The organism is Cerasibacillus sp. JNUCC 74 (genome assembly GCF_053667775.1).
The window spans coordinates 2,398,741-2,424,372 of the sequence record NZ_CM132207.1 but is presented as its reverse complement, the minus strand read 5'-3'; the positions used below and the strand labels follow the sequence as shown (position 1 = coordinate 2,424,372).

Here is a 25,632-nt window from a genome sequence, read left to right as displayed (position 1 = left end):
TTACAATGATTTTTAAATAGATTTGTTTGTATTCTATCTTCATTGTTACCACAGGAGATCGAACTTATACGTCAAATCTTTTTATCTTTCTGGATTTTATCATAAACTTGTTTCATAGCTTGTTCAAATTTCCCGGTAGCTTTAGGTGTATAGTATTGTTTGTTTTTTATAGAATCTGGCAAGTATTGCTGCTTCACCCAACCATGTTCATAATTATGCGGGTACAAATAGTCTACGCCTCGGCCTAATCTTTTGGCACCACTGTAATGAGAATCCTTTAAATGAACAGGAATTTCTCCGCCTTTTCCGCGTCTTACATCTTCTAACGCTGCATCCAATGCTTTATAAGCAGTGTTTGATTTTGGTGATAGACATAATTCGATAATCGCCACACTAAGCGGAATTCTAGCCTCAGGAAAACCTAACCGCTCTGCAGCTTGAACTGCGGCCAGCGCCCGTGGACCGGCTTGCGGATTTGCAAGTCCAATATCTTCATAGGCCGTAACAATCATTCTCCGAGCAATGCTATCTAGATCACCAGCTTCAATTAATCTTGCTAAATAGTGAAGTGCTGCATCTACATCACTACCACGGATTGACTTTTGGAAAGCAGATAGAACATCATAGTGGGCATCCCCATCTTTATCATGAGAAAAACTTTTCTTTTGCATACATTCTTCTGCAATTGATAAGGAAATATGAATGATATCGTTTTTATCCTCTGGTGTGGAAGATACGGCGAGTTCAATCCCATTTAAGGCAGCACGCATATCTCCATTAGCACTTTGCGCAAAGTGCTCTAACGCTTCCTCTGATAACTGGATGTTTTTATCGCCAAACCCTTTTTCTGAATCTGTCATTGCACGGGAGATTGCTTGTTTGACATGATCCACTGTTAAACGATGTAATTCAAATAAATGACATCTACTGCGAATAGCCGGGTTAATAGAATGGTAAGGATTACTCGTTGTACAACCAATCAGGATTATTAAATTATTTTCTAAATGAGGCAGTAAAAAGTCTTGTTTTGCCTTATCAAGACGATGAACCTCATCTAAAATAAGTACGATCTGTCCGGTAATTTTTGCTTCTTCTACAACAATTTCCATATCCTTTTTCTTATCGGTCACTGCATTTAATAATTTTATTGGTTTTCCAAGACTTTTTGAAAGTGCCATTGCCATAGAAGTTTTTCCAGTTCCGGGAGGTCCAAATAAAATCATGGAAGCTAACTGCTCAGCAGTTACCATCCGACGAATAATTTTCCCTTCACCAACTAAATGCTCTTGACCAATAATTTCATCAATATGCTCCGGTCTCATCCGAACTGCGAGTGGTTTTTGTTTCATTTATACCGTCCTTTATATTATAATAATACACTGTTTACAAAGTTGATTACTTTGTTATTACCTGATATAGGTTTTCCAATCATGCAAGTAGAATGGGTTCCATGCTATAATATCATGTATAAAGATAATTGGAACGTAATTAAAATTGAGGTGTCAGTATATGAAAATTTCAACGAAAGGGAGATATGGTCTTACTCTTATGATACATTTAGCGAAATGTCATGGCAAAGGACCTACTTCTCTTAAACAAATAGCAAAAGAGAATAATTTATCTGAACATTATTTAGAACAATTAGCATCACCATTACGAAACTCGGGTTTAATTCGGAGTATTCGCGGTGCGTATGGTGGTTATGTATTAGCCAAAGAGCCGATTGATATTAAAGCAGGAGACATTATTCGTGTTTTAGAAGGCCCAATTACACCTGTTGAAGGGATTGAAGATGAAGAACCTGCAAAGCAAGCCTTGTGGTTGCGTATTCGTGATGCTGTAAAAGATGTATTAGACACAACAACACTAAAAGATTTAGCAGATCATAATAATGATGAACCTCAAGATGCATATATGTTTTATATTTAAGCCAGGGAAGGATAGATAGATGTGGAACAAATATATTTAGATCATGCCGCCACAACACCAGTTCATCCTCTTGTCTTGGATACGATTTATTCTGTAGAGAAAGAGGTTTTTGGTAATCCATCAAGTGTCCACTATTTTGGAAGAAAGGCAAGGCAGTTATTGGACAAAGCTAGGTATGATCTGGCTAAAAGTATGAACGCCCAAGAAAAAGAGATTATTTTCACCAGTGGTGGAACAGAAGCTGATAATTTAGCAATACTAGGAACTGCTAGAGCAAATCGTCATAAAGGAAATCATATCATTACAACCCATCAAGAGCATCATGCTGTGCTTCACACTGTAGAGCAATTGGAAAAAGAAGGTTTTGATGTGACATACTTACCAATTGCTGAAAATGGCAAGGTGTCTGTAGAAGCTGTAAGTAAAGCACTTACAGATCGAACCATTCTTGTTTCGATCATGTATGTCAATAATGAAACAGGTGTTATCCAACCAATTAAGGAAATTAGTAAGAAACTAAAATCTCATCAAGCTTATTTTCACACTGATGCAGTTCAAGCATTTGGTCTTATTGATATAGATGTAGCTGCATTGGGAGTCGATATGCTGACCGTTTCATCTCATAAAGTGAACGGTCCAAAAGGTGTTGGCTTTTTATATGCGAAAGAAAATGTAAAGCTTTCTTCCCTCCAGTTTGGTGGTGAGCAAGAACGAAGACGACGTGCAGGCACGGAAAATTTGGCTGGGATTGTTGGCTTTCAAAAGGCAGTAGAACTAGTGAAAAAAGAAAGAAATGAACGAATTGAAAAATATCAGGGCTATAAACAGCAGTTTTTGCAAATACTGCAGGAACAAAACGTGGAGTTTCGTGTAAATGGCGATTTAGATGATTCCGTTGCTTCCATTGTAAATATTAGCTTTCCAAAAACGAATGTAGAAGCGCTGTTAACCAATTTTGATTTAGAAGGTGTCGCAGCTTCTAGTGGAAGTGCTTGTACTGCTGGATCGGTTGAGCCTTCTCACGTATTAACAGCCATGTATGGGAAAGAACATGAATGTACGACCAATTCGATTCGATTTAGCTTTGGCTTAAGTAATACTCCTGAAAATGTAGAAACAGCTGCCTTACGAATAGCGAAAATTGTAAATCGGTTAACAAGCAATAAAGGATGATTAGGATGAGTAATAAACGAGATATAAGAGTTGTAGTAGGAATGAGCGGAGGTGTTGATTCTTCTGTTGCTGCCCTTCTTCTAAAACAAGAAGGCTATGATGTGGTCGGCATCTTTATGAAAAATTGGGACGATACAGATGAATTTGGAGTTTGTACGGCAACCGAGGATTTTGATGACGTTGTTCGTGTTTGTAACCAATTAGATATTCCGTATTATGCCGTCAATTTTGAAAAGCAATACTGGGATAAAGTGTTTACGTACTTTTTAGATGAATACAAAGCCGGCAGAACACCAAACCCTGATGTCATGTGCAATAAAGAAATTAAATTTAAAGCTTTCCTTGATCATGCCTTGTCACTAGGAGCAGATTATGTTGCAACTGGGCATTATGCACGGGTGCGTGAGCGAAATGGCCGATATGAACTCTTGCGTGGTGTTGATGATAACAAAGATCAGACATATTTTCTAAACCAATTAACCGAGGATGTTTTAAGTAAAGTGATGTTTCCGCTTGGTCACATGCATAAATCAGAGGTTCGAAAAATTGCAAAAGAGCATGGTCTGGCTACAGCAACTAAAAAAGACAGTACAGGAATATGTTTTATTGGTGAGCGGAACTTTAAAGAATTTCTAAGTGAATATTTACCTGCACAACCGGGCGAAATGCAAACATTGAACGGTGTCATTAAAGGACAGCACGATGGATTAATGTTTTATACGATTGGTCAACGTCAAGGTCTTGGTATTGGTGGAGCGGGTGAACCATGGTTTGTCGTGGGAAAAAATATGAAAGAAAATATCCTTTATGTGGAGCAAGGTGATGAAAACGAGTATTTATATTCGGATGCATTAATTGCAACAGATATCAATTGGATTCATCCGGACCAGATAGAGGACAGCTTTACGTGTACAGCAAAATTTCGCTATCGTCAACAGGACAGCCCGGTAACTGTCACGAAAATCGATGATGAACGGGTGAAAGTTACGTTTGGAGAAAGTCAGCGTGCTATTACACCAGGACAAGCAGTTGTATTTTATGATGGTGAGGTTTGCCTTGGCGGTGGAACGATAGACGAAATTTTAAAAAGAGATCAGCGACTGGATTATGTAGGTTAAGTAAGGAGTTATACGATGAATACTAAGCTACAACAAGCAATCACTTGTATAGAGGAAAGTAATTTTGAAAAAGCTGCTGTATTATTCATGGAAATAATTGAAGAACAACCAAATGATCCGGTTGGCTATATTAACTTTGGTAATTTATTATTCCATATGAATGATATGGAACGAGCACAGCGATTTTTTGAAAAAGCGATTCAACTTGATGCACATGCAGCAACTGCTTATTATGGGTTAGGTAATCTCTATTATGAACAGTCCTTATATAAAGAAGCTCAGGAGAACTTTCAAAAAGCAATTGAATTTGGTTTAGTCGAAGCAGATGTTTACTATTTACTAGGGATGACGCTACAACAGCAGGAGCATTATAAATTAGCACTCCCTTATTTGCTACGAGCTACCGAATTAGCCCCGGAAGACACAGAAATATTATTTCAATATGGGCTAAGTTTGGCACAAATTCAACTTATTAACGATGCGGAGCAAATTTTTAAGAAGGTACTGGCTATAGAAAAAGATCATAGCGACGCATATTATAATTTAGGGGTTATCGCTTTATACAGAGAGCAACTAGAGAAAGCATTGCATTATTTTGACGAAGCATTACGTATTCAACCTGAGCATGTTTTAGCTCTAAACGGTAAAAAAAGAACGACTGCATTACTTAATGATGCGAAGTAAAATAATGGAGTGTTTGGAATGGATCAAGATAACCAAGCGGTTGAGAATCAGCGGTATATTCGTGGTGAATTGCTTCATATGATCTTTCACAACGAACTGGAGCACTTTTCGATTGCAAAAATAAAAGTTATCGAGACGAATGAAGCCTTTGAAGACAAAACAATTGTTATCAAAGGCTATTTTTCCAATTTGCAACCGGAAACGAGCTATAATTTCTATGGCATGTTTGAACGCCATCCTCGGTTTGGCACGCAATATAAAGTAGTTTCTTATCAAACGTTTGTTCCAACTACCAAGGACGGGCTGATTACTTATTTATCAAGTGATTTATTTTACGGTATTGGTAAAAAAACAGCTCAAAGGATCATTGATACGTTGGGAAATACTGCAATCTCAAAAATTTTGGATGATCCAGAAGCATTATCTACCGTTCCAGGTATTAAAAAAGAAACTGCCAAATCTTTACGGGAAACGTTACTGGAAAATCAAGGCTTTGAACGTGTCGCCGTTTATCTAGCTAATTATAATATTGGCTTAAAGATGGCACAGAAAATTTATGAGCACTATAAAGATGAAGCTGTTGATTTAATGGAAGCCGATCCTTATCAATTCGTGTTTGATATTGAAGGATTTGGTTTCCGGACAGCTGATGAAATTGCTAGACAAATAGGCTTACCTGCCAGTCATCCCAATCGTATTGGGGCAGGTTGCATCTATGTTTTACAACGTTCTGTCCTAGATGGTCATGTTTATTTACCAATGGATGTATGCCTAGCTTCTGTTTTTGACCTATTAGCTCCCGGTGACATCCCTGAAGCAACCATTACAGAACAACTGATTGCCTTAAATAATGATAAAAAGATCATTATTCAAGACGGAAATGTATACTTACCTGTTCTTTATTATGCAGAAGATGGTTTTAGTTCACATTTACAACGAGTGCTTAAGAAAAAGGTAGAGCATCATACGCCATTAGCTGAGCTAATGAAAATAATTGGTGCTATTGAGGAAGATGAAATCTTATCTTATGGAAAAGAACAGTTTACCGCAATTAATCAGGCGATTCACTCCAAAGTAATGATTCTTACAGGAGGGCCAGGAACGGGGAAAACAACGGTGATCAAAGGAATTTTAAAGGCATATGCGGCGATTCATGAGCTTTCCTTAGATAAACAGGATTATAAAAATAATGATGACTTTCCGTTTGTTTTAACTGCTCCAACCGGACGAGCCGCTAAACGGCTAAATGAATCGACTGGTCTTCCGGCGATGACAGCTCATCGACTATTAGGTTGGGATGGCAATCATAACTTTGAAAAAAATGAAAGCAATCCATTGTCCGGCAGGTTTTTAATCATTGATGAATTTTCGATGGTTGATATTTGGTTAGCGAATCAATTATTTAAAGCTATCCCAGATGATATGCAAGTGCTGATTGTCGGTGATGAAGATCAGTTGCCGTCTGTTGGACCTGGTCAAGTGCTATCCGATCTTTTACGTACAGGGCGAATCCCATACGTTCGGTTAACTGAAGTATACCGTCAGCAAGAAGGTTCCAAAATTATTCAACTTGCCCACGAAATAAAAAATGATCAAGTTATTAACTTAGAAAAAGATAAGGACTTTAATTTTATCCCATGTCATGAATCACAAATGGTTGATGTGATAACGGCCATCTTCATGAAAGCTTTGGAGAAAGGTTTTGACACAAAAGATATTCAAGTACTCGCTCCGATGTATCGTTCGGAAGCTGGCATTACAAAGCTTAATCAAGAGTTGCAAGGAGTTATTAATCCAAAAACCAGACAAAAAAGAGAAGTGAAAACAGCGGATGCGGTGTTTCGAGTGGGCGATAAAGTCATTCAGCTTGTCAATCAACCAGAGGATGGCGTTTATAATGGGGATATTGGAGAGGTTGTCGCTATTTTTCGCGAAGAAGAGAACACAGAGCAAGTAGAACAGCTCGTAGTAGCTTATGATGATCGAGAAATAGTGTATGAGCGGAAAGATTATCAAAACATCATGCTTGCTTACTGTATATCGATTCACAAGTCGCAAGGTAGTGAATTTCCAATTGTTATCTTACCTGTAGTACGAGCATATTATCGGATGTTACGAAAAAATTTATTGTATACCGCGATTACAAGAAGTAAACAATCATTAATTATATGTGGAGAAAAGCAGTCTTTTTTATACGGCATTTCTACAGTTGATACAAATCAGCGCTATACAAGCCTTGTGGAAAATTTACATGCTAAACTTGGCGATGACGACAAGACAGGTGGCATGGAAAAAGCAGAGGAGGATAGAGAAACAGTTAACAAAGAAGATGTCGATCTTTCTCCATATGATTTTATATGAGGAAGTATATTTTTTCAAAATTTGGGTTAGCATGATGATAAAGTGAAACTTCATTCCGTGGAACGCTTTTTCCACGGAATGTTAGTACCGCAAGGGGTATGATCTAAAGGCCTCCCGAGCAAATCGGGCATTTAGAAGCCGTTACCTCCCACTTAGACTTCTTTGTATTATCCATAACTCCGGAGTGGGAATTTTACACACCTTGGATGCGAGATAAATAATACAAGAACATTAAAATTAAAAGGAGTACTTGATCATGCGATGCCCAAATTGTCATGGAAAAGATATCGGAAAAATTGGTACGAGTCAATACTATTGTTGGAATTGCTTCATTGAAATGACAGTGCAAAATAATAAATTAACGATTCATCAGGTAGAAGCTGATGGTTCATTAAGCTCGTTAAATGACTTGTTCAATGAGGATGAAAGAACGATTTATGGTAACTTTTAAACTTTTATATTTGCAGCTGGTGGGAGGCTAAACCTATGTTTAAAAACAATCGGAGTTTAAACTTCCTTTATTGGCTGCTAATTGGTATATCTCTTTTCCTGTTCTTTTATTTAATGATTAAACTGTTTCCTTTTTATAAAGCAGTTTTTTTAGTTATTTGGCGTGTATTAGCTCCATTTCTTATCTCCTGCTTGATCGCATATTTATTATATCCGATTGTCCGCATGATTCATCAATACAATGTTCCAAAAGGGGTTGCAGTATTAATTATCTATGTGCTCTTTTTTGGTGGCACCGCTTATTTACTTTATCGAGTTTATCCAATGATTGTTGTGCAAGTAAGAGAATTAAACGAACAATTTCCGCAATTTGTAACGATGTATGAAAAAACCATTTATCAAATGTATGAATATACCTCGTTCTTACCTGAAACGGTGCATGATAAATTTGATCAATTACTCATACGCGTTGAAAATGGACTGGATCGTTTATTGGAACGATTGGTAAATGGTTTTACGAAGGTATTCGACTTCGTTGTTTTTATCACTGTTATACCAGTGCTTGTTTTTTATTTTTTAAAGGATTATGACCAGATTAAAGACTATACCAAACGATTTATCCCATTAAAATATCGATCTACCTCTAGTAAAATATTGCATGGCATTGATGAAAGTTTAGGCAATTACATTCGTGGTCAGCTTATTGTTTGTTTATTTGTTAGCCTTACATCATTTGTGATCTTCAAATTTGTCTTGGGGCTGGATTTTGCCTTGTTATTATCGATCTTAATGGGAATAACGAACCTAATCCCATATTTTGGTCCTATTATTGGGGCGGCTCCCGCTGTATTAATTGCTTTTACTGTCTCGAGTAAACTTGTTTTTTTTGTGATTTTGTCTGTGTTTGTTATTCAATTAATTGAAAGCAATTTGTTGTCACCTTACATTGTAGGAAAAAGTATTAATATCCATCCAGCAGCGATTATCTTCGCTTTATTACTAGGAGGTCAATTGTTTGGAGTAATTGGTATGATTATTGCTGTACCTTTGATGACAGTGCTAAAGGTAGTAATCAAACATGTTCTGATTGGGAGAAACTACAGCCAAAACCAGAAAGCTTCTACCCCATCGGCTCCAACATAATTGACATTTTAATAGATGTTTTTTATAATAACGCATAACAAGCATATATTCCATAATGCGTTGAAGGTTCTGAGTACATGATACGTGCTTTTTCTAGAGAGGGGATTCCATGGCTGTAAGAAACCCCAAAGTTCACATCATGGAAGCTGTTCTAGAGTGCGGTTCATCCCCGCCGGTTACATACCGTTATCATGTATAAGTGATGAATACGAATGTATTCATAATAAGGGTGGTACCGCGATTAATCTCGTCCCTGCAAATGCAGAGAGGGGATTTTTTTAATTTTATCCCGCATATAAGGTGCCGTAAGACTCCCACTTTAGAGTTGTAGGCGATACGAAGAAGTTTAAGCGGAGATACGGCATCTAAATTCCTGATTCGTTCGAAAGGCCTTTAGTTTATACCCCCTTCCGGTACTAACATTCTGTAGGAATAGAGGAAAACTCCCACTGAATGAAAATTACTTTATTATAATTAGAATTATCGGAATAAAAATTGAACCTTAACGTTTTACGCTTAAATATAGTTGCTTTTCATTGCCTGTTCAAAAGGAGAAAAAAGGCCTAGGGTTAGCTTAGACTTTTGAGCAAGGATCTTTAAATCAAAGTTGCAGGAGGAAGGAATAATGAAACAATTAACTTCAGCACAAGTAAGACAAATGTTTCTTGATTTTTTTAAGGAAAAAGGACATCGTGTAGAGCCTAGTGCATCGTTAATTCCAAAGGACGATCCGACTTTACTATGGATTAATAGTGGTGTAGCTACCTTAAAGAAATATTTTGATGGGCGAGTCATTCCCGATAATCCACGGATTGTTAATGCCCAAAAGTCGATTCGTACGAATGATATCGAAAATGTAGGGTTTACGGCAAGACATCACACGTTTTTTGAGATGCTGGGAAACTTTTCAATCGGTGACTATTTTAAACAAGAAGCGATTGAATGGGCATGGGAGTTTCTAACGAGTGATAAATGGATTGGTTTTGATAAAAATCGGTTGTCCGTTACGGTACATCCGGAAGATGATGAGGCATATGATATTTGGCTCAACACCATTGGTTTACCAGAAGAACAAATTATTCGTTTAGAAGAAAATTTTTGGGATATTGGTGAGGGGCCTAGTGGACCAAATACGGAAATCTTTTACGATCGTGGAGAAAAATATGGCAATGACCCCAATGATCCTGAGCTTTATCCGGGTGGAGAAAATGATCGTTATTTAGAAATATGGAATCTGGTTTTCTCACAATTTAATCACAACCCAGATGATACATATACGCCACTACCTAAAAAGAATATAGATACTGGACTTGGACTAGAACGTATTGTATCCGTAATTCAAAATGTCCCAACAAACTTTGAAACTGATCTGTTTATGCCGATAATAAAAAAGACAGAGGAATTAGCTACAACGAAATATGGAGAAAGTAAGATGGGAGATACTGCCTATAAAGTAATTGCCGACCATGTTCGTACGGTTAGCTTTGCGATAGGAGACGGCGCTGTACCTTCAAATGAAGGAAGAGGTTACGTGCTACGAAGGTTAATACGCCGCGCTGTTCGGTTTGCTAAAGAAATTGGCATCGAAAAACCATTTATGTATGAACTTGTTTCTGTTGTTGCCGATATAATGAAAGATTTCTATGATCAAGTTGTGAAGAAGCAGGAATTTATTAAAGAAATGATCAAAGTGGAAGAAGAGAGATTCCATGAAACACTTCATGATGGTTTAGAAATATTAACAACGATTATCAACCACGAGAAAGCGAAACGAAATTCCATATTTCCGGGTGTCGAAGTATTTCGCTTATACGATACGTATGGTTTCCCCAAAGAACTAACCGAAGAATATGTGAAAGCAGAAGGTTTTTCTATTGACGAAGCAGGTTTTCAAGCGGAAATGGAAAAACAAAGAGAACGAGCTCGTAAGGCTCGACAAAAGGTAGATTCTATGCAGGTGCAAGGAGGTGCGCTGTCAGAAATAGACGTTGAGAGTGAATTTGTTGGTTACACAAGCACAAAACAAAATACGACAATTGCAGCGATCATTAGAGGAGACGAGCATGTTAAACAAGCAAAAGCAGATGAAGAAGTATATCTACTATTGCACCAGACTCCTTTTTACGCTGAAAGTGGTGGACAAATTGCTGATAGAGGGATGATTTATACGGAATATGCAACTGCCCAAGTTGAAGATGTACAAAAATCCCCCAAAGGGCAACATGTTCATCGTGTTCGCATCATGAAAGGAGACTTGTCTGTAGGTGAAACGGTTATGGCAGAAGTGGATGCATCCAAACGCTCATTTATTGTTAAAAACCATACCGCTACACATTTATTACATCAAGCTTTAAAAGATGTGTTAGGAGATCATGTTAACCAAGCAGGGTCTTTAGTAACATCAGAGCGACTCCGTTTTGATTTCTCGCATTATCACGCGGTTATGAAACAAGAACTGGCAAAAATCGAGCAAATTGTAAATGAGAAGATTTGGGAATCTATTCCATTGCAAATTACGAAAGAGACATTAGAGGATGCCAAAAACATGGGAGCGATGGCCCTATTTGGAGAAAAGTATGGTGACATTGTTCGAGTAGTTAAAGTTGGTGATTACAGTATGGAATTATGCGGTGGTTGCCATGTTGTCAATACTTCAGAAATCGGCTTATTTAAAATTATTTCTGAAAGTGGAATAGGAGCGGGAATAAGGCGAATTGAAGCTGTAACAAGTAAACAAGCTTATGAACTATTGTCAGGAAGATTGGAAATATTACAGCAAGCAGCGCAATTAGTAAAGGCGAACGAAGCAGCTGTCCCTGAGAAAATAGAAGGTCTATTCCATGAAATGAAACAATTGAAAAAAGAAGCGGAATCACTCCGCGCTAAAATAGCAAATAAAGAAGCTGCTTCCATGTTAGATAATGTTGAAAAAGTTGCTGGTATTTCCGTACTGGCACAAAAAGTAGATGTTCGTGATATGAAGCAATTGCGTAGTATGGTGGATGATTTAAAACAGAAACTGGATTCTGGTATCATTCTACTAGCAATGGAGAATAATGATAAGGTACAATTAGCGGCTGGTATATCGAAGGATTTAGTCGATAAAGGTTTTCATGCTGGTCATTTAATTAAACAAGCTGCCGAGGCTTGTGGTGGCGGCGGTGGTGGCCGACCAGATATGGCACAAGCTGGAGGAAAGGATCCTTCAAGAATAAACCAAGCATTACAGACCGCTATCGATTATGTAAAAGAAAAGGTTAATCCCTAAATTGTATATCTTTTCGTAAAAAAGATATAATTAATTCTATAAACATGGTAAGATAAGATAAAAGAATGTTACGATATGAAGCTAATAGATGAATGATCCCAAGATTGAGGTGTCATGATGAGTTCAATTGATAAAACAATGAAATTTAATTTTTCGGAAGAGCCATTTGACCAAGATATTAGAGAAATACTTAACAAAGTATATGAAGCATTAAAGGAAAAAGGGTATAATCCGATTAATCAGATTGTCGGCTACTTATTATCCGGTGATCCTGCATATATTCCCAGATACAACGATGCACGTAATTTAATTCGGAAAATTGAACGAGATGAATTGATAGAAGAGCTGGTTAAATTTTATTTAGAACGCCAGAAGATAGACAAATGAAACTAATGGGATTAGATGTCGGGTCTAAAACGATAGGGGTCGCGGTCAGTGATCCCTTTGGCTGGACCGCCCAAGGCATTACGACAATAAAATGGAATGAAGCCGATATAACATCTGCAGACGATGCGTTAAAAAAAATTATAAATGAGCATCAAGTTGGGAAAGCTATTGTTGGACTTCCTAAAAATATGAATGGTACAATTGGCGAGCGTGGTGAAGCATCGATTGCTTTTGCCAAGCATATCGAAAAAACACTTGGAATTCCAACGGAACTTTGGGATGAGCGTTTGACGACAATGGCAGCTGAAAGAGTTTTACTTGAAGCAGATGTCAGTAGAAAAAAACGTAAGAAAGTAGTCGATAAAATGGCGGCAGTAATGATTTTACAAGGCTACTTAGACCAGAAATAAAGGAGTGGAAAAATGGCGCTTGAAGAAAAAGAACGAATTATAATTCCGGATGAAAACGGTGAGGAACATTTGTTCGAAGTTTTATTCACTTTTGATGTGGATGAAAATCACCAATCTTACATTGCAGTGACACCCGTTGAACAATCGGAAGAAGAGGAAGTAGAAGTATATGCTTTCCGCTATGAGGAAAAAGATGAAGATGATTTATCACTGTTTCCAATCGAATCGGATGAAGAATGGGAAATGGTAGAAGAAATGCTCAACACACTTGCAGATCAGGAAAACGATTCATAATAAAAGGATCTGGCAATAAAAGCTGATGTCTGAATATGGGCATCAGCTTTATTTTTACATAAAATGATGGCATCTGTTGTCAAGTTTTAGTATAATATAGCGGAACGAGGAGGAAACCGATATGTCCAAACAGAAAAATACAAATGATTTTAAGGACAACCTCATAGCTCGTAGCGAAGAAGCTAAAACAGTTCGTAAGATTGCAGCTTTCATTATTTTAGCGTTGTTGACAATTTTTATTATTACTGTTGTTTTTGGTTATTTTTATATCAAGTCTGCTTTAGGACCCGTTGATCCAGACAGTAAAAAAGAAATTGAAATAACCATTCCAATTGGTTCTTCGTCTTCTGAAATTGCAGCAATGCTGGAGGAAAAAGGCGTTATTAAAAATGCACTTGTATTTCGCTTTTATACTAAATTCAATAACGAAACAAACTTTCAAGCTGGAGAATATACATTCACCCCGTCCATGAGTTTAAATGAGATTATTGAATCATTAAATAATGGGAAATTAATGGCGGAAGCATTATATAAGGTAACGATTCCTGAGGGCAAAACAATTGATGAAATAGCCGAGATCTATGCGAAAGAATTAAACTTTACGAAGAAAGCGTTTTTGAAAAAAGTAAACGATCAGGACTATATTAAAGAATTAATGGATCGTTATCCTTCCATTTTATCGAAAGAAATCTTAAACAAGGAAATTAGGACACCGTTGGAAGGCTATTTATTTGCTTCGACGTATGAATTTTATGAGGAAGACCCAAGTGTAGATGTTGTTGTTAATGAAATGATGAAAAAAACAGAAGCAATTTTAACTAAATATTTAGATGAGATCAAAAGTCAAGGCTATACGGTACATGAAGCTGTAACATTTGCTTCGGTAGTAGAAAAAGAAGCAAGCAGTGAAGATCAACGTAAGAAGATTGCTGGTGTATTTTTAAATCGTTTGGAAAAAGGAATGAAGCTTCAGACAGATCCTACTGTATTATACGCACTTGGTAAGCATAAAGACCGGGTGTTATATAAGGATTTAGAAGTGAAATCACCATTTAATACGTACTATATAGAAGGATTACCGGTTGGCCCAATTGGAAACTTTGCAGAAAGTTCTTTGCAAGCAGTGCTAAAACCGGAAAAATCTAATTATTTATACTTTCTTCACAGTGAAAAAGGAAAAATTTATTATGCTGAAACATTAAAACAGCATAATAAAAACAAACAGAAGTATATAAAATAACTGCATCTATCATCCCCCTATCTTTTCTGATATAGGGGGATGAAGTCGGTTTTAAATCGAAAAAAGAGGTAATTTCATGAATGAAAACGTAAAAGCTTATTTAGCAAGCAATATACCAAAGCGAAATTTTAAAGTTCAACAAATGGAAGAGTATGCACAAGCGAATCGTATTCCAATAATGGATCCAGTCAGTATCCATTTCGTACAACAACTGCTCTATCTAAACAAGCCAGAACGAATTTTAGAAATTGGTACGGCAATTGGTTATTCAGCGATACGCATGATCGAGGCCAGCCCTGAGGCAAGGCTTGTTACAATTGAACGAGATGAAGCACGGTACAACGGAGCAGTGAACAATGTTCGGACATGTGGCTTACAAGAACAAATTCAAATCATTTTTGGTGATGCATTAGATGAACTAAAAGACTTGCAAAATGATGAATTATTTGATGTAATATTGATCGATGCTGCTAAAGGGCAGTATCGTCGTTTTTTTGAGCTCTCCTCACCTTTATTAACAGAAAACGGCATTATCATTACAGATAATGTGTTATTCCGAGGATATGTTACTCAACCAGAGTTAACACCACCAAGATATAAAAAAATGGTCGAGAAACTAATTTCTTATAATGAATGGCTCATGCACCATCCCGGTTTTATGACAAGTATTGTTCCGGTAGGTGATGGTATAGCGATCAGCATAAAGCAAACATAGAAGGGAGCCTATATCCATGATGAAAGATCAACCAGTTGTTATTGGCGTTGCAGGAGGAAGCGGTAGTGGCAAAACCTCGGTTACACGGTCTATTTGCCAACGATTTTCTGACCAAACCATTCTCGTCATTGAACAAGATTATTATTATAAAGATCAAAGTCATTTGCCGTTTGAGCAGCGTTTAAATACAAATTATGACCATCCGCTAGCTTTTGATAACGATCTGTTAATCGAACACTTGAATTGTTTGTTAAATGGTCAGTCTATAGATAAACCTGTTTATGATTATAAATTGCATACTCGTTCAAACGAGGTCATCCATGTAGACCCAAAGGATGTTATTATTTTAGAAGGAATATTAATTTTGGAAGATCCACGTCTTGTGAATTTAATGGATATAAAAGTGTATGTAGATACAGATGCTGATTTACGAATTATTCGCAGATTGATGCGCGATATTAAAGAACGTGGTAGATCTTTAGAATCTGTAATCGAACAATACATTCAAAAGGTGAGACCATCCCATTTGCAATTTATTGAACCGACCAAGCGCTATGCGGATATTATTATTCCGGAAGGCGGTCAAAATCATGTAGCTATCGACATCATGGCTACTAAAATTGAGAAAATACTTTTAAAACATCAGCAACATTAATTTGATAAAAGGTATTGAAAATTAGCTGAAATTCTGCCATAGTAATGATTAGTACATTTTTAGATTATGGAGCGCTTACATTTGGAAAAATTTACAGGCTCCATGTTAAAAGTATCAGATTGCTTCATATCGATGATTAAACTAGTTTAAACAGAACGGTTGAAGTAATAAAAAGGAGTGTTTGGAAATGGCTATAGAGAAAAGTTATTACATGACACAAGAGGGGAAAGAAAAATTAGAGCAAGAATTACATTATTTAAAAACAGAGCGTCGTCAAGAAGTCGTTGAGCGCATTAAAATAGCTCGTGATTTTGGAGATCTTTCAGAGAACTCCGAGTATGATGCAGCAAAAGATGAGCAGGCGTTTGTAGAATCGCGAATCGCTCAGCTTGAGAAAATGATTCGAAATTCAGTCATCATTGAAAATGATAATGAAAATCCAAATGTGGTCAGTTTAGGTAAATCGGTAACATTTCAAGAACTTCCTGATGGAGAAAAAGAAACGTATACGATTGTTGGAAGTGCAGAAGCGGATCCGTTTGAAGGCAAAATATCAAATGATTCACCAATGGCACAGAGTCTAATTGGGCAAGAGGTTGGAGCAGAGGTTTCTGTTACGACGCCAGGTGGAGATATTCAAGTTAAAATTGTTAGTGTGGAATAAATTTATCCCACATCTGCTGTAAGATTCCCCTTCAAGGAGAAACTCCTCGTATGAAGTTTCACGTTATTGTAGTTTAAAAAGACAGCGAATTCCGCTGTCTTTTTTCTTCCACTATAGGAAAGTATAAAACTTTAGGCTTTATCCCGCATGTAAGGTGCCGTAAGTTTCCCACTTCAAGTGCTGAATTGATACAAAAGAGCCTAAGTGGGAGAGAACGGCACCTAAATGCCCGATTGGTTCAACTAACATTCCGTGTAAAAAGCGTTTTACGGAATGAAGTTTCACTTTATCCCGCATGTAAGGTGCCGTAAGTTTCCCACTTCAAGTGCTAAATTGATACAAAAGAGCCTAAGTGGGAGAAAACGGCACCTAAATGCCCGATTGGTTCAACTAACATTCCGTGTAAAAAGCATTTCACGGAATGAAGTTTCACTTTATCCCGCATGTAAGGTGCCGTAAGTTTCCCACTTCAAGTGCTGAATTGATACAAAAGAGTCAAAGTGGGAGAAAACGGCACCTAAATGCCCGATTGGTTCAACTAACATTCCGTGTAAAAAGCGTTTCACGGAATGAAGTTTCACTTTATCCCGCATGTAAGGTGCCGTAAGTTTCCCACTTCAAGTGCTAAATTGATACAAAAAAGCCTAAGTGGGAGAAAACGGCACCTAAATGCCCGATTGGTTCAACTAACATTCCGTGTAAAAAGCGTTTTACGGAATGAAGTTTCACTTTATCGTATAAGAAAAATGATAGCTTTCGCCATAAAAACTTGGCTTGTCGCCAAGTTTTTTAAGATCTTAACTAGAAGTTTTGGTGGGAAGTAAGGATAGCCTATGTATCCAATATAAGTGCAATTAATTACTCTTTACTAAACTTTCTTTACTTGATGCTTTAGAAAGTATAACTCTATAATTCATGAAATTAAACCATACTGTGATTTGCATACTTTCGATAAAATCTTCATCTACATATCGAAAGCGTTGATTTGCTTTTGGGTAACAATGTTGAAGCTGTTTCAACATAGCAAAAAAATGTTATATTCCTAACATGTAATTCTATGTTATAAATATGATATTATAATAGAGTAATGATAGGAGGGCTGAAGGCATGGAAGATTTTGATAGAGTTTCCCGAGTCGATAAATTTGAAAAACGTAGAAAAAACTCAAAATCGATTTCAATTTTAGTTGTGATAGGTGTGGTCTTACTTGTTTTTCTGCTAGGTTTTTGGTTATTTGGCGGCAAGGATGATGAAGCTGCTAAAGATAAGAACAATAACGCTGCTTCTCAATCTGAAGAAAAAAATTCAGAACAAGATGGTGATGAAGAACGAGACCAATTTACTAGAATTGAAGAGAAAGAAGAACAAGCATCTGATCAAGACGCAAATCAAGAACAACAGGACAAAGAAGGAGAAACGTCTGAAACTAATGCAGCAGTGGAAACTGAACAGGTACAGCCTTCTGATGACAATGTAATCGAAGCCTATATTGGAGATTGGCAACCCATTGGTACGGAGCAGTCAGGAACACACACAACTGATTACAATGATGGATCGCAAGATAGAAAGGAAATAGCAAAAGCGGTTTCTGATGTAACAGGTTTACAGGAACAGTCAATGGTTACTCATTGGGTAGGTAATGGAGGAGAGCAGAAGGTAGAAGCGACTGTATCGAATGCAAATAACTCACAAATTTACCGAGTTTATTTAACCTGGATAGATGAACGAGGTTGGAAACCAACAAAAGTAGAAAAACTAAAGCAAGTGATGATAAACTAACCTATTTCTTTATGGAGGCATTTTATATGACGATAGGAATTATTGGAGCAATGGATGAGGAAGTAGCTTTATTAAAGGAGAAGATGAGTGACAAAGAGGAACTTGAAGTAGCAAATTGCTTATTCGTTCAAGGTAACTTATTTAATAAACAAGTAGTTTTGTTAAAATCAGGTATTGGTAAAGTAAATGCTGCAATGGCAACAACTATTTTACATGAACGTTTTTCACCTGAATATGTGATTAATACCGGCTCGGCAGGTGGATTTGCTGAGGATTTAGAAGTAGGAGATGTAGTTATTTCCACCCAAGTAGTGCATCATGATGTGGACGCGACAGCCTTTGATTACGCCTACGGTCAAGTACCAAAAATGCCAGCTATGTATGATGCTGACATAAGATTAGTGGCAAAGGCTGCTAACGTAATTAAAGAGATGAATATCGCTTATAAAGAGGGGGTTATAGCTACTGGTGACTCATTTATGGCTGATCCAGACCGTGTAGCATTTGTACGGAAAAAATTTCCGACCATGATTGCTGCAGAAATGGAAGCTGCGGCTATTGCCCAAGTATGCTATCAATATGGTACACCATTTGTTATCATTCGAGCACTATCCGACATTGCGGGTAAAGAATCGTCCATTTCATTTGATAGATTTTTACAAACAGCAGCAACGAATGCAGCAAATATGATTATAAAGTTTATCCGAACCAACTAGAGATTTTCTTCCAAAGAGTTATAAAACTCTACTCGATTATAATAAAGATATTAACGAAATAAACAAATATTCAAATGCGTGTTTGTGGTAATTATCCAATAATTACCTCCTAAACTTTCTCCTAATCTATGATACATTATTAAAGTGAAGGAGGTAATTTTACGTGATAGATGAAAAACAGAAGCAATTGGAAGAAAAATATATAGATTATCAACGATTTGTAGGGGCATTGTTAATTTTAGCAAGTTATTTATTTTTAGGTGCGATGATTTATACGTATATTCGTCCTTCTGATGATGGAAAGTGGCTTATAGGTTTAACACTACTTGCGTTAGCGGTAGGTTTTTGGTTTACTTATAAACAACGACGAATTAAAAAAACAATGGATGAGAAGCGCTAACGCTTTAGATAAGAGTTGGCGCTTTTTAAGATGTTCATACAAAAAGTGAAAGATCTATGTAAATGCTTTCGCATGGATGTCGATTTATTAAAAAGTTTTATGACGCAAAAATGATAAATAAGAATGCGATGAATAACCCCCATCAACTTTGTTTATCTCATATACATATTTTTTATATTAGGGCTGAACCATGATAATAAACTATCTCGGTGGCCGCTTTTACCTTTTGGGTGATATCTTTAACTAGAAGTATCGTAATAAGTTTGAAGGTAAGGTGACAAGATAGCACGCTAAACATTAAACGAAATTAAAGGTGGCTCTGGATAGAGTGTTGGCGGTAAAAATAGTAATATATAAAATGTTAAAAAGCATAAGCTTCTTGAAAAGTTAAAAGGTTAATTATCCCAACTTGATAGTACGGTTGTATATAGGTTAGTAAGGAAATTATTGGAGACTAGAAATATCAATTATTCCGCAGATGATGATTATGATGCAGGAATCGGTACTTAAACCAGCCCCCCACAATTGATTAGAGTACGGTTTTGTGCTAGTTTTTGGGATGTGAGACTATCTTACTTTTACCGTTGTGGGCGTAAAATACTCAACTCCTTGCATAATCGATAACCTTTTTTTCGTTAACTTTGAAGAAGGTCTCGTAAAATGGCTATTTCAAGAGCCTTTTCACTGAGTAATATCTTAAGTTTTTCGTTCTCTTTTGACAACACTTTGCATCAAAAAGAATAGCAACAGCACATCCCCCCGTATTTGCGGATTTTTATATTCAGTACACCAACGGCTTACCATGCAGGCTTAAATTATACTGACGGGCCACTAAGGACTTATTTCCCGTTTCCGTGGCACATAAAAGGATTGATTAAACAAAATTTTAAAGTCCTAAATAAAACTAATTTCGAAAAAATATAATATACATTTTCCTAGTAAATTTATAAAATAATGCGAAGATAGGGCTATCTCCCGTTGATCTTAAATGAGTTTATTATTTGATCTGCTTTAGTTACTATTTTGATAAAAGTGAACATAATGAACTGAATTTGTTAACCATCTATACATTAAAGTTATGAGCATAACAAGAAGGCTCTTCATGCCCTGCCTTCTTGTTATGTATATTAACCTGAACACCATTAAAGGCAGCAGTGTTCCCTTTCTTATATTAAGAAACAGTCCAAATAATTGCTAAACCATAGTTATCGACTATAAATCCTTCTAAGGTCATTAATGTCGTTTTCGGTTGGCTTTGTAATTCTGATTAACCAATAGTTATTCATTATAGAATAATCTGACCTATGGTTCAGTTTTAATACATGTCCAATTTCATGAGTAGCTAGAGCTTCTAAATAAGAAGCGCTTCTTTGGTTTACTCTATTCCATTGAATGACTGTACCACCTGTAACATTTGAACCATAGGATTGCCACCATCCATATCCATCATAACCTCTGGCATAACCTTCCCCTAAAGTTATAGGGGCATTTTGTGATTGTGACAACCAAACAACACCGGTATTATTCCAGTTTCGTATAGCATTCTCATACGCCTGTATAAGAGCTGGAATATCCGTGGTAATTCTTACATTGTACGAAACCAATGCTCGATTTGGTTGAGTTGGTTGATTGACATCCGGTGGGTTTCCATTAATAAAAGCTGATGAAACATAATACTTTACACCATTTCTCTCATAAAAAAACCATCTGTTATCAGGTGCGTTTGTCCAGTAGTCATAAAACGAGCTACCTGTCGTCCAGCCAGAAAACTGTACACGCGTATTTGGATATATCTGGTCAACGATACGCGCAGTATCTGACGGCGCAGTCCGGACATTTACCAGGATCGGGGCGGATACCCCGCTAAAATCAACGATGTATTCTGATTGAGCTTGCGCATTTGACGAATTTATAAAATGACCGTTTACAATAATAACAAATGTTATGGTGAGTAATAATATTTTACTTAAAGTTCTCTTTGACATCAAAGCCTGTCCCCTTATTGAGTTTTTGTTTTCCAAGTTCAGTTTTCCATGACAAAAAGTGTATTTGTTGAGTATTATCTTCTACAGCTGCGTTCGTTTAGCAACGACGGATTCGCTTGCAATTTTTTTTATTGTTGTATCGTTTCATCAATCCCCGTATCAAATTTTGCGTCTGGTTCTCAACCATTTTATTAGATATACTATTTTTTCATTTATCTATGGTATCACCCCTCTCGATACAACTCTTAAGCAGCTGAAGAGCATAACTATTATAGCAAACAAAACTCCATTTTCCTGAGTTATTCATAGAAATTTACAATACTTTTAAACTTCATGTCAATTAAAGTTAGATAAATTGTTAAATATATAGGATCATGTAAAAACTCTGTAAAATAGGTTATAAAAATCATCGAAATAGTTCGGCTCTTAATACTATGCGAAGTATAATAGAAGTATAGAAAAGAGAAGAACAAGTGAAATACTTAAAAAAGTAGAGTCTTTACTACTTACAATCTTTGGTTATCAGTTCAAAAGCCATGGTTAGAGAGCTAGACATTTAATAACAGTTTAAAGATATTTTAATAAAAGAGTATAATGTACTTGCGATAAGAATAAAAGTTCCTGTGTGTAGGTGATCAATATGAATAACAAACTAAGAAAACTTGCTATTAATTTTATTGTTATTCCATTTTAATAGCTGTCTTTAGGAATGATCAAAACCATTTTTAGTTATCTCCAGGATCTAACATATATTTGGATTTAACTAATGAAGCAATTAGACTTTCAAAAAAAGACCTTATCGAAACTAAGCAACAAATGTACAGCAAATACCGTTTAGGCATAAAAAGAATCGGTAAAACAGAATATAAATGGTTTAGAGCTAGAAAAGGAAGAAGAATAGAAAGGAGATGCAACTTTGACTCAATACTATTACATATCATCACCGCACAAGCTTTCTAAAGGTAATTTTGGTTCTCAACCTGTATCAGAAAAACAGTCTAATATCTTTAGTAATGAGCTAGATGCAATAGAACTAATATTTGAAGATAATTACGACTCTAAAACAAAAAAAAGATTTAAATATGTACCAATACTATCATTTAAATATCAAGTAGCTGTTTATAATAATTTTTTACCTATTAAAAACCATAAAATAGGAAACTCTTTCGAGGAAAAATGCTTACACTTACTATATGAATATCTCCATACTGCATTACACGAGAGTGGAATACTAGAATTTTGCACTTGTCTAAACGATACCGAAGAACAAGGTAATTGGACTAAGAAAATCTTACATTGGTCTGATATAAAATCTCCTTATGATTTAGTTCTTAATGATAGAGAAATATGCGAGATGCTAATATAGCAGGCTAACAATAATGTCATTTTAATTTATTGAGTTTCCCGAAATATTGACATTCTGTACCCCATTCACTAGGATGGGGCTTTTTTTATTTCACACGCATTTTTTGCCCAACACCATCTTATTTACATCAATAGCCAAAGTATCTAAAAGCATGGTGTTAATTTAGTTATGATTCTCATGTTTTTTATAAAATTTAATTGGAATTTTTAACCAGACCCCAATAAACATGGATTGAATAGCCTTGGATGAAACCAATTAAAAAATTGATATAGAATCTTCGTCCTCATCTTAGACCCGAAGTTAACCGGACCATTTCTTTATCCCTTCAACTTCTTTAAGGACAGGAATAGATACAAGAATAATTTATGTTGTTTTTGACAAAGTTCAGTTTATTTCACACGTAATTTCTGACCTATATAAATCTTATTAACATCATTTAGCTTATTCCATTTTGAATTTGTTTCTGCGGATACCATATTTAACAGAGATTTAAACAATTATTAACCATGATGGAATTTTTATGTATAATATAAAGTATCTGGGTAATTTTGATCAATTAATATATTGAGCTTTTTAGTTTTAAGTACCCACACGATTACCTAAAAAATTAAACAATAAAGCTGTAGACTAAAAAGATTTGAATATATAAAAGATTCAAAGGAGTAGAAGAGTAGATGAAACTACAGTGGAATGTGAAAAAAAAAGTAGTGTATTTAGGTATTTTATTTTTTATATATTTTGTTCTTGGAATGCTTGTTTTATTTTTTATCGATTTTTCCCCTATTATTAAATTTTCCCTTTTAGCTATTTTAATTTTCACGGCACAATTTTTCAAAAAACGGGTTCAAACTAAAACAGTAAATAAGTAATTAGTGGATTTTCATCATACTTTATATACTGCAATTTAAGAACGATGTAAACGGTTCTAGTACTTCTTCCTTCAAAACTTTACATGATTGGAGCCGAAATAATTTAAATTTTTTAAACTAATTACTAAAAATTAAAAACGATATTATGATATAAAATGAAAGGATCCAACATATTAATATGTCATAGAATAGAACAGAATAAATATGTTTTTAAATATAAAGGAGAAATACAAATTGTACAGTTTTGAAATAGTAGAGATAGATAAAGAAAATTGAAATGATGGAGTTATTGCCTTTGAAACAAGCCAAATTTAACAGAGTACATAAATAAAGGTAATTGGCTCTTTAAAACACATATAAATAATAAGCCAGCAGGTTTTATTGAATATTCTTCAAGAACCGTTACGGCAAAAACTTTTTAATTCTCTATTGCTTATGGATAAATATTACTGGAAAAGGATATGCTTCAAAGTTAATCACTAAATGCATTGAGGATGCTGGAAAACAAATCAGGCAAGGGGTTATTGTTATTACAAATTCGGATACGTCTTGAACGCTTAGTAAAGAAGTTTTTATAAAAAACGGATTTTTTGAAAAAGCTATTACAACTTATGCTTTTGAAATACTAGCTTATAAATTTGGTATTTCACATGAACCGTATTTTTCAAACAATAGGGATGAACGACTAAAACCGTTTCATGTGTTAAAGGAGCAAAAAAATTTAGGGATATATGCAAATATTATTGAATTAAAAAGTAGAGAAGAATTGTTGACACTTTCACTGCCCCCTTTTGGAATATACGGAGTCATCTACAAAAGCAAATTAATTTCATTTCATAGTCTAATTACTTATTCTACTAAACAATTAATATAAATGGAGAACAATTTAGTTCGGATTCACCATACCAATGTATTAGATTAGGTTTTCTATCTTGAACAAATCAATTTGATATAATAAAGGCTGGAGTTATTTGGGGGGAAAATTGATGGGAACGATAAATTTACCCCGCATGTAAGGTGCCGGATTACTTCACTTCAAGAGTTGTAGGCGATACCGGGGAGTCTAAGAGTGTTCTACATCTATCAGTAGGAGATATGAGGAAAACTCCTACTGATAGAAGTTTCACTTTATTGTAGATCACATTAACAAAGTACTAGAGAATAGAGAAGTTAAAAACTACGGTATTTAATTGATTGTTACAGTAATTTAATTTGAAGACCTTCCCTGTATTTAAATTTCTGTTAGGAAAAAGATCATCTGTAAAAATTTAAAAAGACTTTCTTTACTGCCTTCTTTCTTTTCGGTAATATTCATGAAAGACCTTCATTAATGCTCGTTTTTCAATACGAGATACATAGCTTCTTGAGATGTTTAACTTCTTAGCTATCTCACGCTGTGTTAATTCTTTTTGATCGTTTAATCCGTAACGGTAAATAATTACTTCACGCTCGCGATTATCTAAAATTTCAAAGTAATCCTCTAATTTTTCTATTTCCATATTTAATTGAATAAATTCAATAATATTTTGGTTTTCTGCTTCTAAAATATCAATTAGGCTAATTTCATTACCCTCTTTATCTTGACCAATTGGATCATGTAAAGATACATCTTTTTTCACTTTTTTTAATGCTCGTAAATGCATTAATATTTCATTCTCTATACATCGAGCTGCATAAGTAGCAAGCTTCGTACCTTTATCAGAGGAATAGCTTTCGACACCCTTGATCAGTCCAATTGTACCAATTGAAATAAGATCTTCAGCATCCTCTCCTGTGTTTTCAAATTTCTTCACAATATGTGCTACCAGTCGGAGATTATGTTCAATTAATTTGTTTCGCGCTGTTTCGTCTCCATCTTGCATTTGCTTAATGTACTTTTTTTCTTCTTCGGGTGGTAAAGGTTGGGGAAAAGCATGGTTTTTGACATAGGATACGAAAAACATCGCTTCTTTAATAAAGAGTGCGAGGGCACTAAGAATGCCGGACAAATATATCCTCCTCCTCATGTATCAGTCTGGGCTATTGC

General features: G+C 35.7%; 23 protein-coding genes. 20 read left to right on the top strand and 3 right to left on the bottom strand.

Going from position 1 to position 25,632, the window contains the following annotated elements:
- Nucleotides 1-71: 71 nt before the first annotated feature.
- Complete coding sequence (locus JNUCC74_RS10850; RefSeq protein ID WP_454065355.1) at nt 72-1,349, bottom strand: replication-associated recombination protein A; 1,278 nt, start codon at nt 1,347-1,349, stop codon at nt 72-74.
- A 160-nt stretch (nt 1,350-1,509) separates the two neighbouring features.
- Between JNUCC74_RS10850 and cymR the strand changes: the two genes are divergently transcribed.
- The 18 genes from cymR (at nt 1,510) to JNUCC74_RS10760 (ending at nt 19,386) form a co-directional block, all read left to right on the top strand.
- A complete protein-coding gene (cymR, locus tag JNUCC74_RS10845) occupies nt 1,510-1,929 on the top strand; it encodes a cysteine metabolism transcriptional regulator CymR (RefSeq protein WP_077321070.1) in 420 nt (139 codons plus the stop codon).
- 21 nt (nt 1,930-1,950) lie between these two features.
- On the top strand, nt 1,951-3,102 hold the full coding sequence (locus tag JNUCC74_RS10840; protein ID WP_077321069.1) for a cysteine desulfurase family protein: 1,152 nt from the start codon (nt 1,951-1,953) through the stop codon (nt 3,100-3,102).
- Nucleotides 3,103-3,107: 5 nt separating this feature from the next.
- Nucleotides 3,108-4,220: a tRNA 2-thiouridine(34) synthase MnmA gene (gene mnmA, locus JNUCC74_RS10835; protein ID WP_454065354.1), complete on the top strand. Its 1,113-nt coding sequence runs from the start codon at nt 3,108-3,110 to the stop codon at nt 4,218-4,220.
- A gap of 15 nt (nt 4,221-4,235) precedes the next feature.
- The gene (locus JNUCC74_RS10830) at nt 4,236-4,904 is read left to right on the top strand and encodes a tetratricopeptide repeat protein (RefSeq protein ID WP_454065353.1); all 669 of its coding nucleotides are present in this window, start codon (nt 4,236-4,238) and stop codon (nt 4,902-4,904) included.
- Nucleotides 4,905-4,922: 18 nt separating this feature from the next.
- Nucleotides 4,923-7,265, top strand: coding sequence for an SF1B family DNA helicase RecD2 (gene recD2 / locus JNUCC74_RS10825; RefSeq protein ID WP_454065352.1), 2,343 nt, complete (start codon nt 4,923-4,925; stop codon nt 7,263-7,265).
- Between the two features lie 253 nt (nt 7,266-7,518).
- Entirely contained in the window at nt 7,519-7,716 is a 198-nt protein-coding gene (locus JNUCC74_RS10820; RefSeq protein ID WP_216482686.1) for a DUF2797 domain-containing protein, read from the top strand.
- 35 nt (nt 7,717-7,751) lie between these two features.
- Nucleotides 7,752-8,858 carry an AI-2E family transporter gene (locus tag JNUCC74_RS10815; RefSeq protein ID WP_454065351.1) on the top strand — a complete coding sequence of 369 codons (1,107 nt, stop codon included), beginning with the start codon at nt 7,752-7,754 and terminating at the stop codon, nt 8,856-8,858.
- A gap of 625 nt (nt 8,859-9,483) precedes the next feature.
- On the top strand, nt 9,484-12,126 hold the full coding sequence (gene alaS, locus JNUCC74_RS10810) for an alanine--tRNA ligase (protein WP_454065350.1): 2,643 nt from the start codon (nt 9,484-9,486) through the stop codon (nt 12,124-12,126).
- A gap of 117 nt (nt 12,127-12,243) precedes the next feature.
- Nucleotides 12,244-12,513 carry an IreB family regulatory phosphoprotein gene (locus JNUCC74_RS10805; RefSeq protein ID WP_077321056.1) on the top strand — a complete coding sequence of 90 codons (270 nt, stop codon included), beginning with the start codon at nt 12,244-12,246 and terminating at the stop codon, nt 12,511-12,513.
- On the top strand, nt 12,510-12,923 hold the full coding sequence (ruvX, locus tag JNUCC74_RS10800) for a Holliday junction resolvase RuvX (protein WP_077321054.1): 414 nt from the start codon (nt 12,510-12,512) through the stop codon (nt 12,921-12,923). Before JNUCC74_RS10805 ends, ruvX begins: the two co-directional genes overlap by 4 nt.
- A 12-nt stretch (nt 12,924-12,935) precedes the next feature.
- The gene (locus JNUCC74_RS10795; protein WP_216482523.1) at nt 12,936-13,217 is read left to right on the top strand and encodes a DUF1292 domain-containing protein; all 282 of its coding nucleotides are present in this window, start codon (nt 12,936-12,938) and stop codon (nt 13,215-13,217) included.
- 121 nt (nt 13,218-13,338) lie between these two features.
- The gene (gene mltG, locus JNUCC74_RS10790) at nt 13,339-14,457 is read left to right on the top strand and encodes an endolytic transglycosylase MltG (RefSeq protein ID WP_454065349.1); all 1,119 of its coding nucleotides are present in this window, start codon (nt 13,339-13,341) and stop codon (nt 14,455-14,457) included.
- A gap of 76 nt (nt 14,458-14,533) precedes the next feature.
- Nucleotides 14,534-15,172 carry an O-methyltransferase gene (locus tag JNUCC74_RS10785; protein WP_454065348.1) on the top strand — a complete coding sequence of 213 codons (639 nt, stop codon included), beginning with the start codon at nt 14,534-14,536 and terminating at the stop codon, nt 15,170-15,172.
- Between the two features lie 19 nt (nt 15,173-15,191).
- Nucleotides 15,192-15,827, top strand: coding sequence for a uridine kinase (gene udk, locus JNUCC74_RS10780; protein WP_454067879.1), 636 nt, complete (start codon nt 15,192-15,194; stop codon nt 15,825-15,827).
- A gap of 187 nt (nt 15,828-16,014) precedes the next feature.
- Nucleotides 16,015-16,491 (top strand): transcription elongation factor GreA, encoded by a 477-nt coding sequence (gene greA, locus JNUCC74_RS10775; protein WP_454065347.1) that lies wholly within the window; start codon nt 16,015-16,017, stop codon nt 16,489-16,491.
- 1,107 nt (nt 16,492-17,598) lie between these two features.
- Nucleotides 17,599-18,270, top strand: coding sequence for a YrrS family protein (locus JNUCC74_RS10770; protein ID WP_454065346.1), 672 nt, complete (start codon nt 17,599-17,601; stop codon nt 18,268-18,270).
- A gap of 26 nt (nt 18,271-18,296) precedes the next feature.
- Nucleotides 18,297-18,986, top strand: coding sequence for a 5'-methylthioadenosine/S-adenosylhomocysteine nucleosidase (gene mtnN / locus JNUCC74_RS10765; protein ID WP_454065345.1), 690 nt, complete (start codon nt 18,297-18,299; stop codon nt 18,984-18,986).
- A gap of 163 nt (nt 18,987-19,149) precedes the next feature.
- Nucleotides 19,150-19,386 (top strand): YrhC family protein, encoded by a 237-nt coding sequence (locus JNUCC74_RS10760; RefSeq protein WP_077321042.1) that lies wholly within the window; start codon nt 19,150-19,152, stop codon nt 19,384-19,386.
- A gap of 1,205 nt (nt 19,387-20,591) precedes the next feature.
- Here JNUCC74_RS10760 and JNUCC74_RS10755 read toward each other — a convergent pair.
- The gene (locus JNUCC74_RS10755) at nt 20,592-21,371 is read right to left on the bottom strand and encodes a matrixin family metalloprotease (protein ID WP_077321038.1); all 780 of its coding nucleotides are present in this window, start codon (nt 21,369-21,371) and stop codon (nt 20,592-20,594) included.
- A 916-nt stretch (nt 21,372-22,287) separates the two neighbouring features.
- On the opposite strand from JNUCC74_RS10755, the gene JNUCC74_RS10750 reads away from it, so the two are divergent.
- Together JNUCC74_RS10750 and JNUCC74_RS10745 are read left to right on the top strand one after the other, a co-directional pair.
- The gene (locus tag JNUCC74_RS10750) at nt 22,288-22,737 is read left to right on the top strand and encodes a hypothetical protein (RefSeq protein ID WP_454065344.1); all 450 of its coding nucleotides are present in this window, start codon (nt 22,288-22,290) and stop codon (nt 22,735-22,737) included.
- Nucleotides 22,738-23,411: 674 nt separating this feature from the next.
- On the top strand, nt 23,412-23,606 hold the full coding sequence (locus tag JNUCC74_RS10745) for a hypothetical protein (RefSeq protein ID WP_454065343.1): 195 nt from the start codon (nt 23,412-23,414) through the stop codon (nt 23,604-23,606).
- A gap of 1,283 nt (nt 23,607-24,889) precedes the next feature.
- On the opposite strand, the gene sigK is transcribed toward JNUCC74_RS10745, so the two are convergent.
- Nucleotides 24,890-25,594, bottom strand: coding sequence for an RNA polymerase sporulation sigma factor SigK (gene sigK / locus JNUCC74_RS10740; protein ID WP_454065342.1), 705 nt, complete (start codon nt 25,592-25,594; stop codon nt 24,890-24,892).
- Between the last annotated feature and the right edge of the window lie 38 nt (nt 25,595-25,632).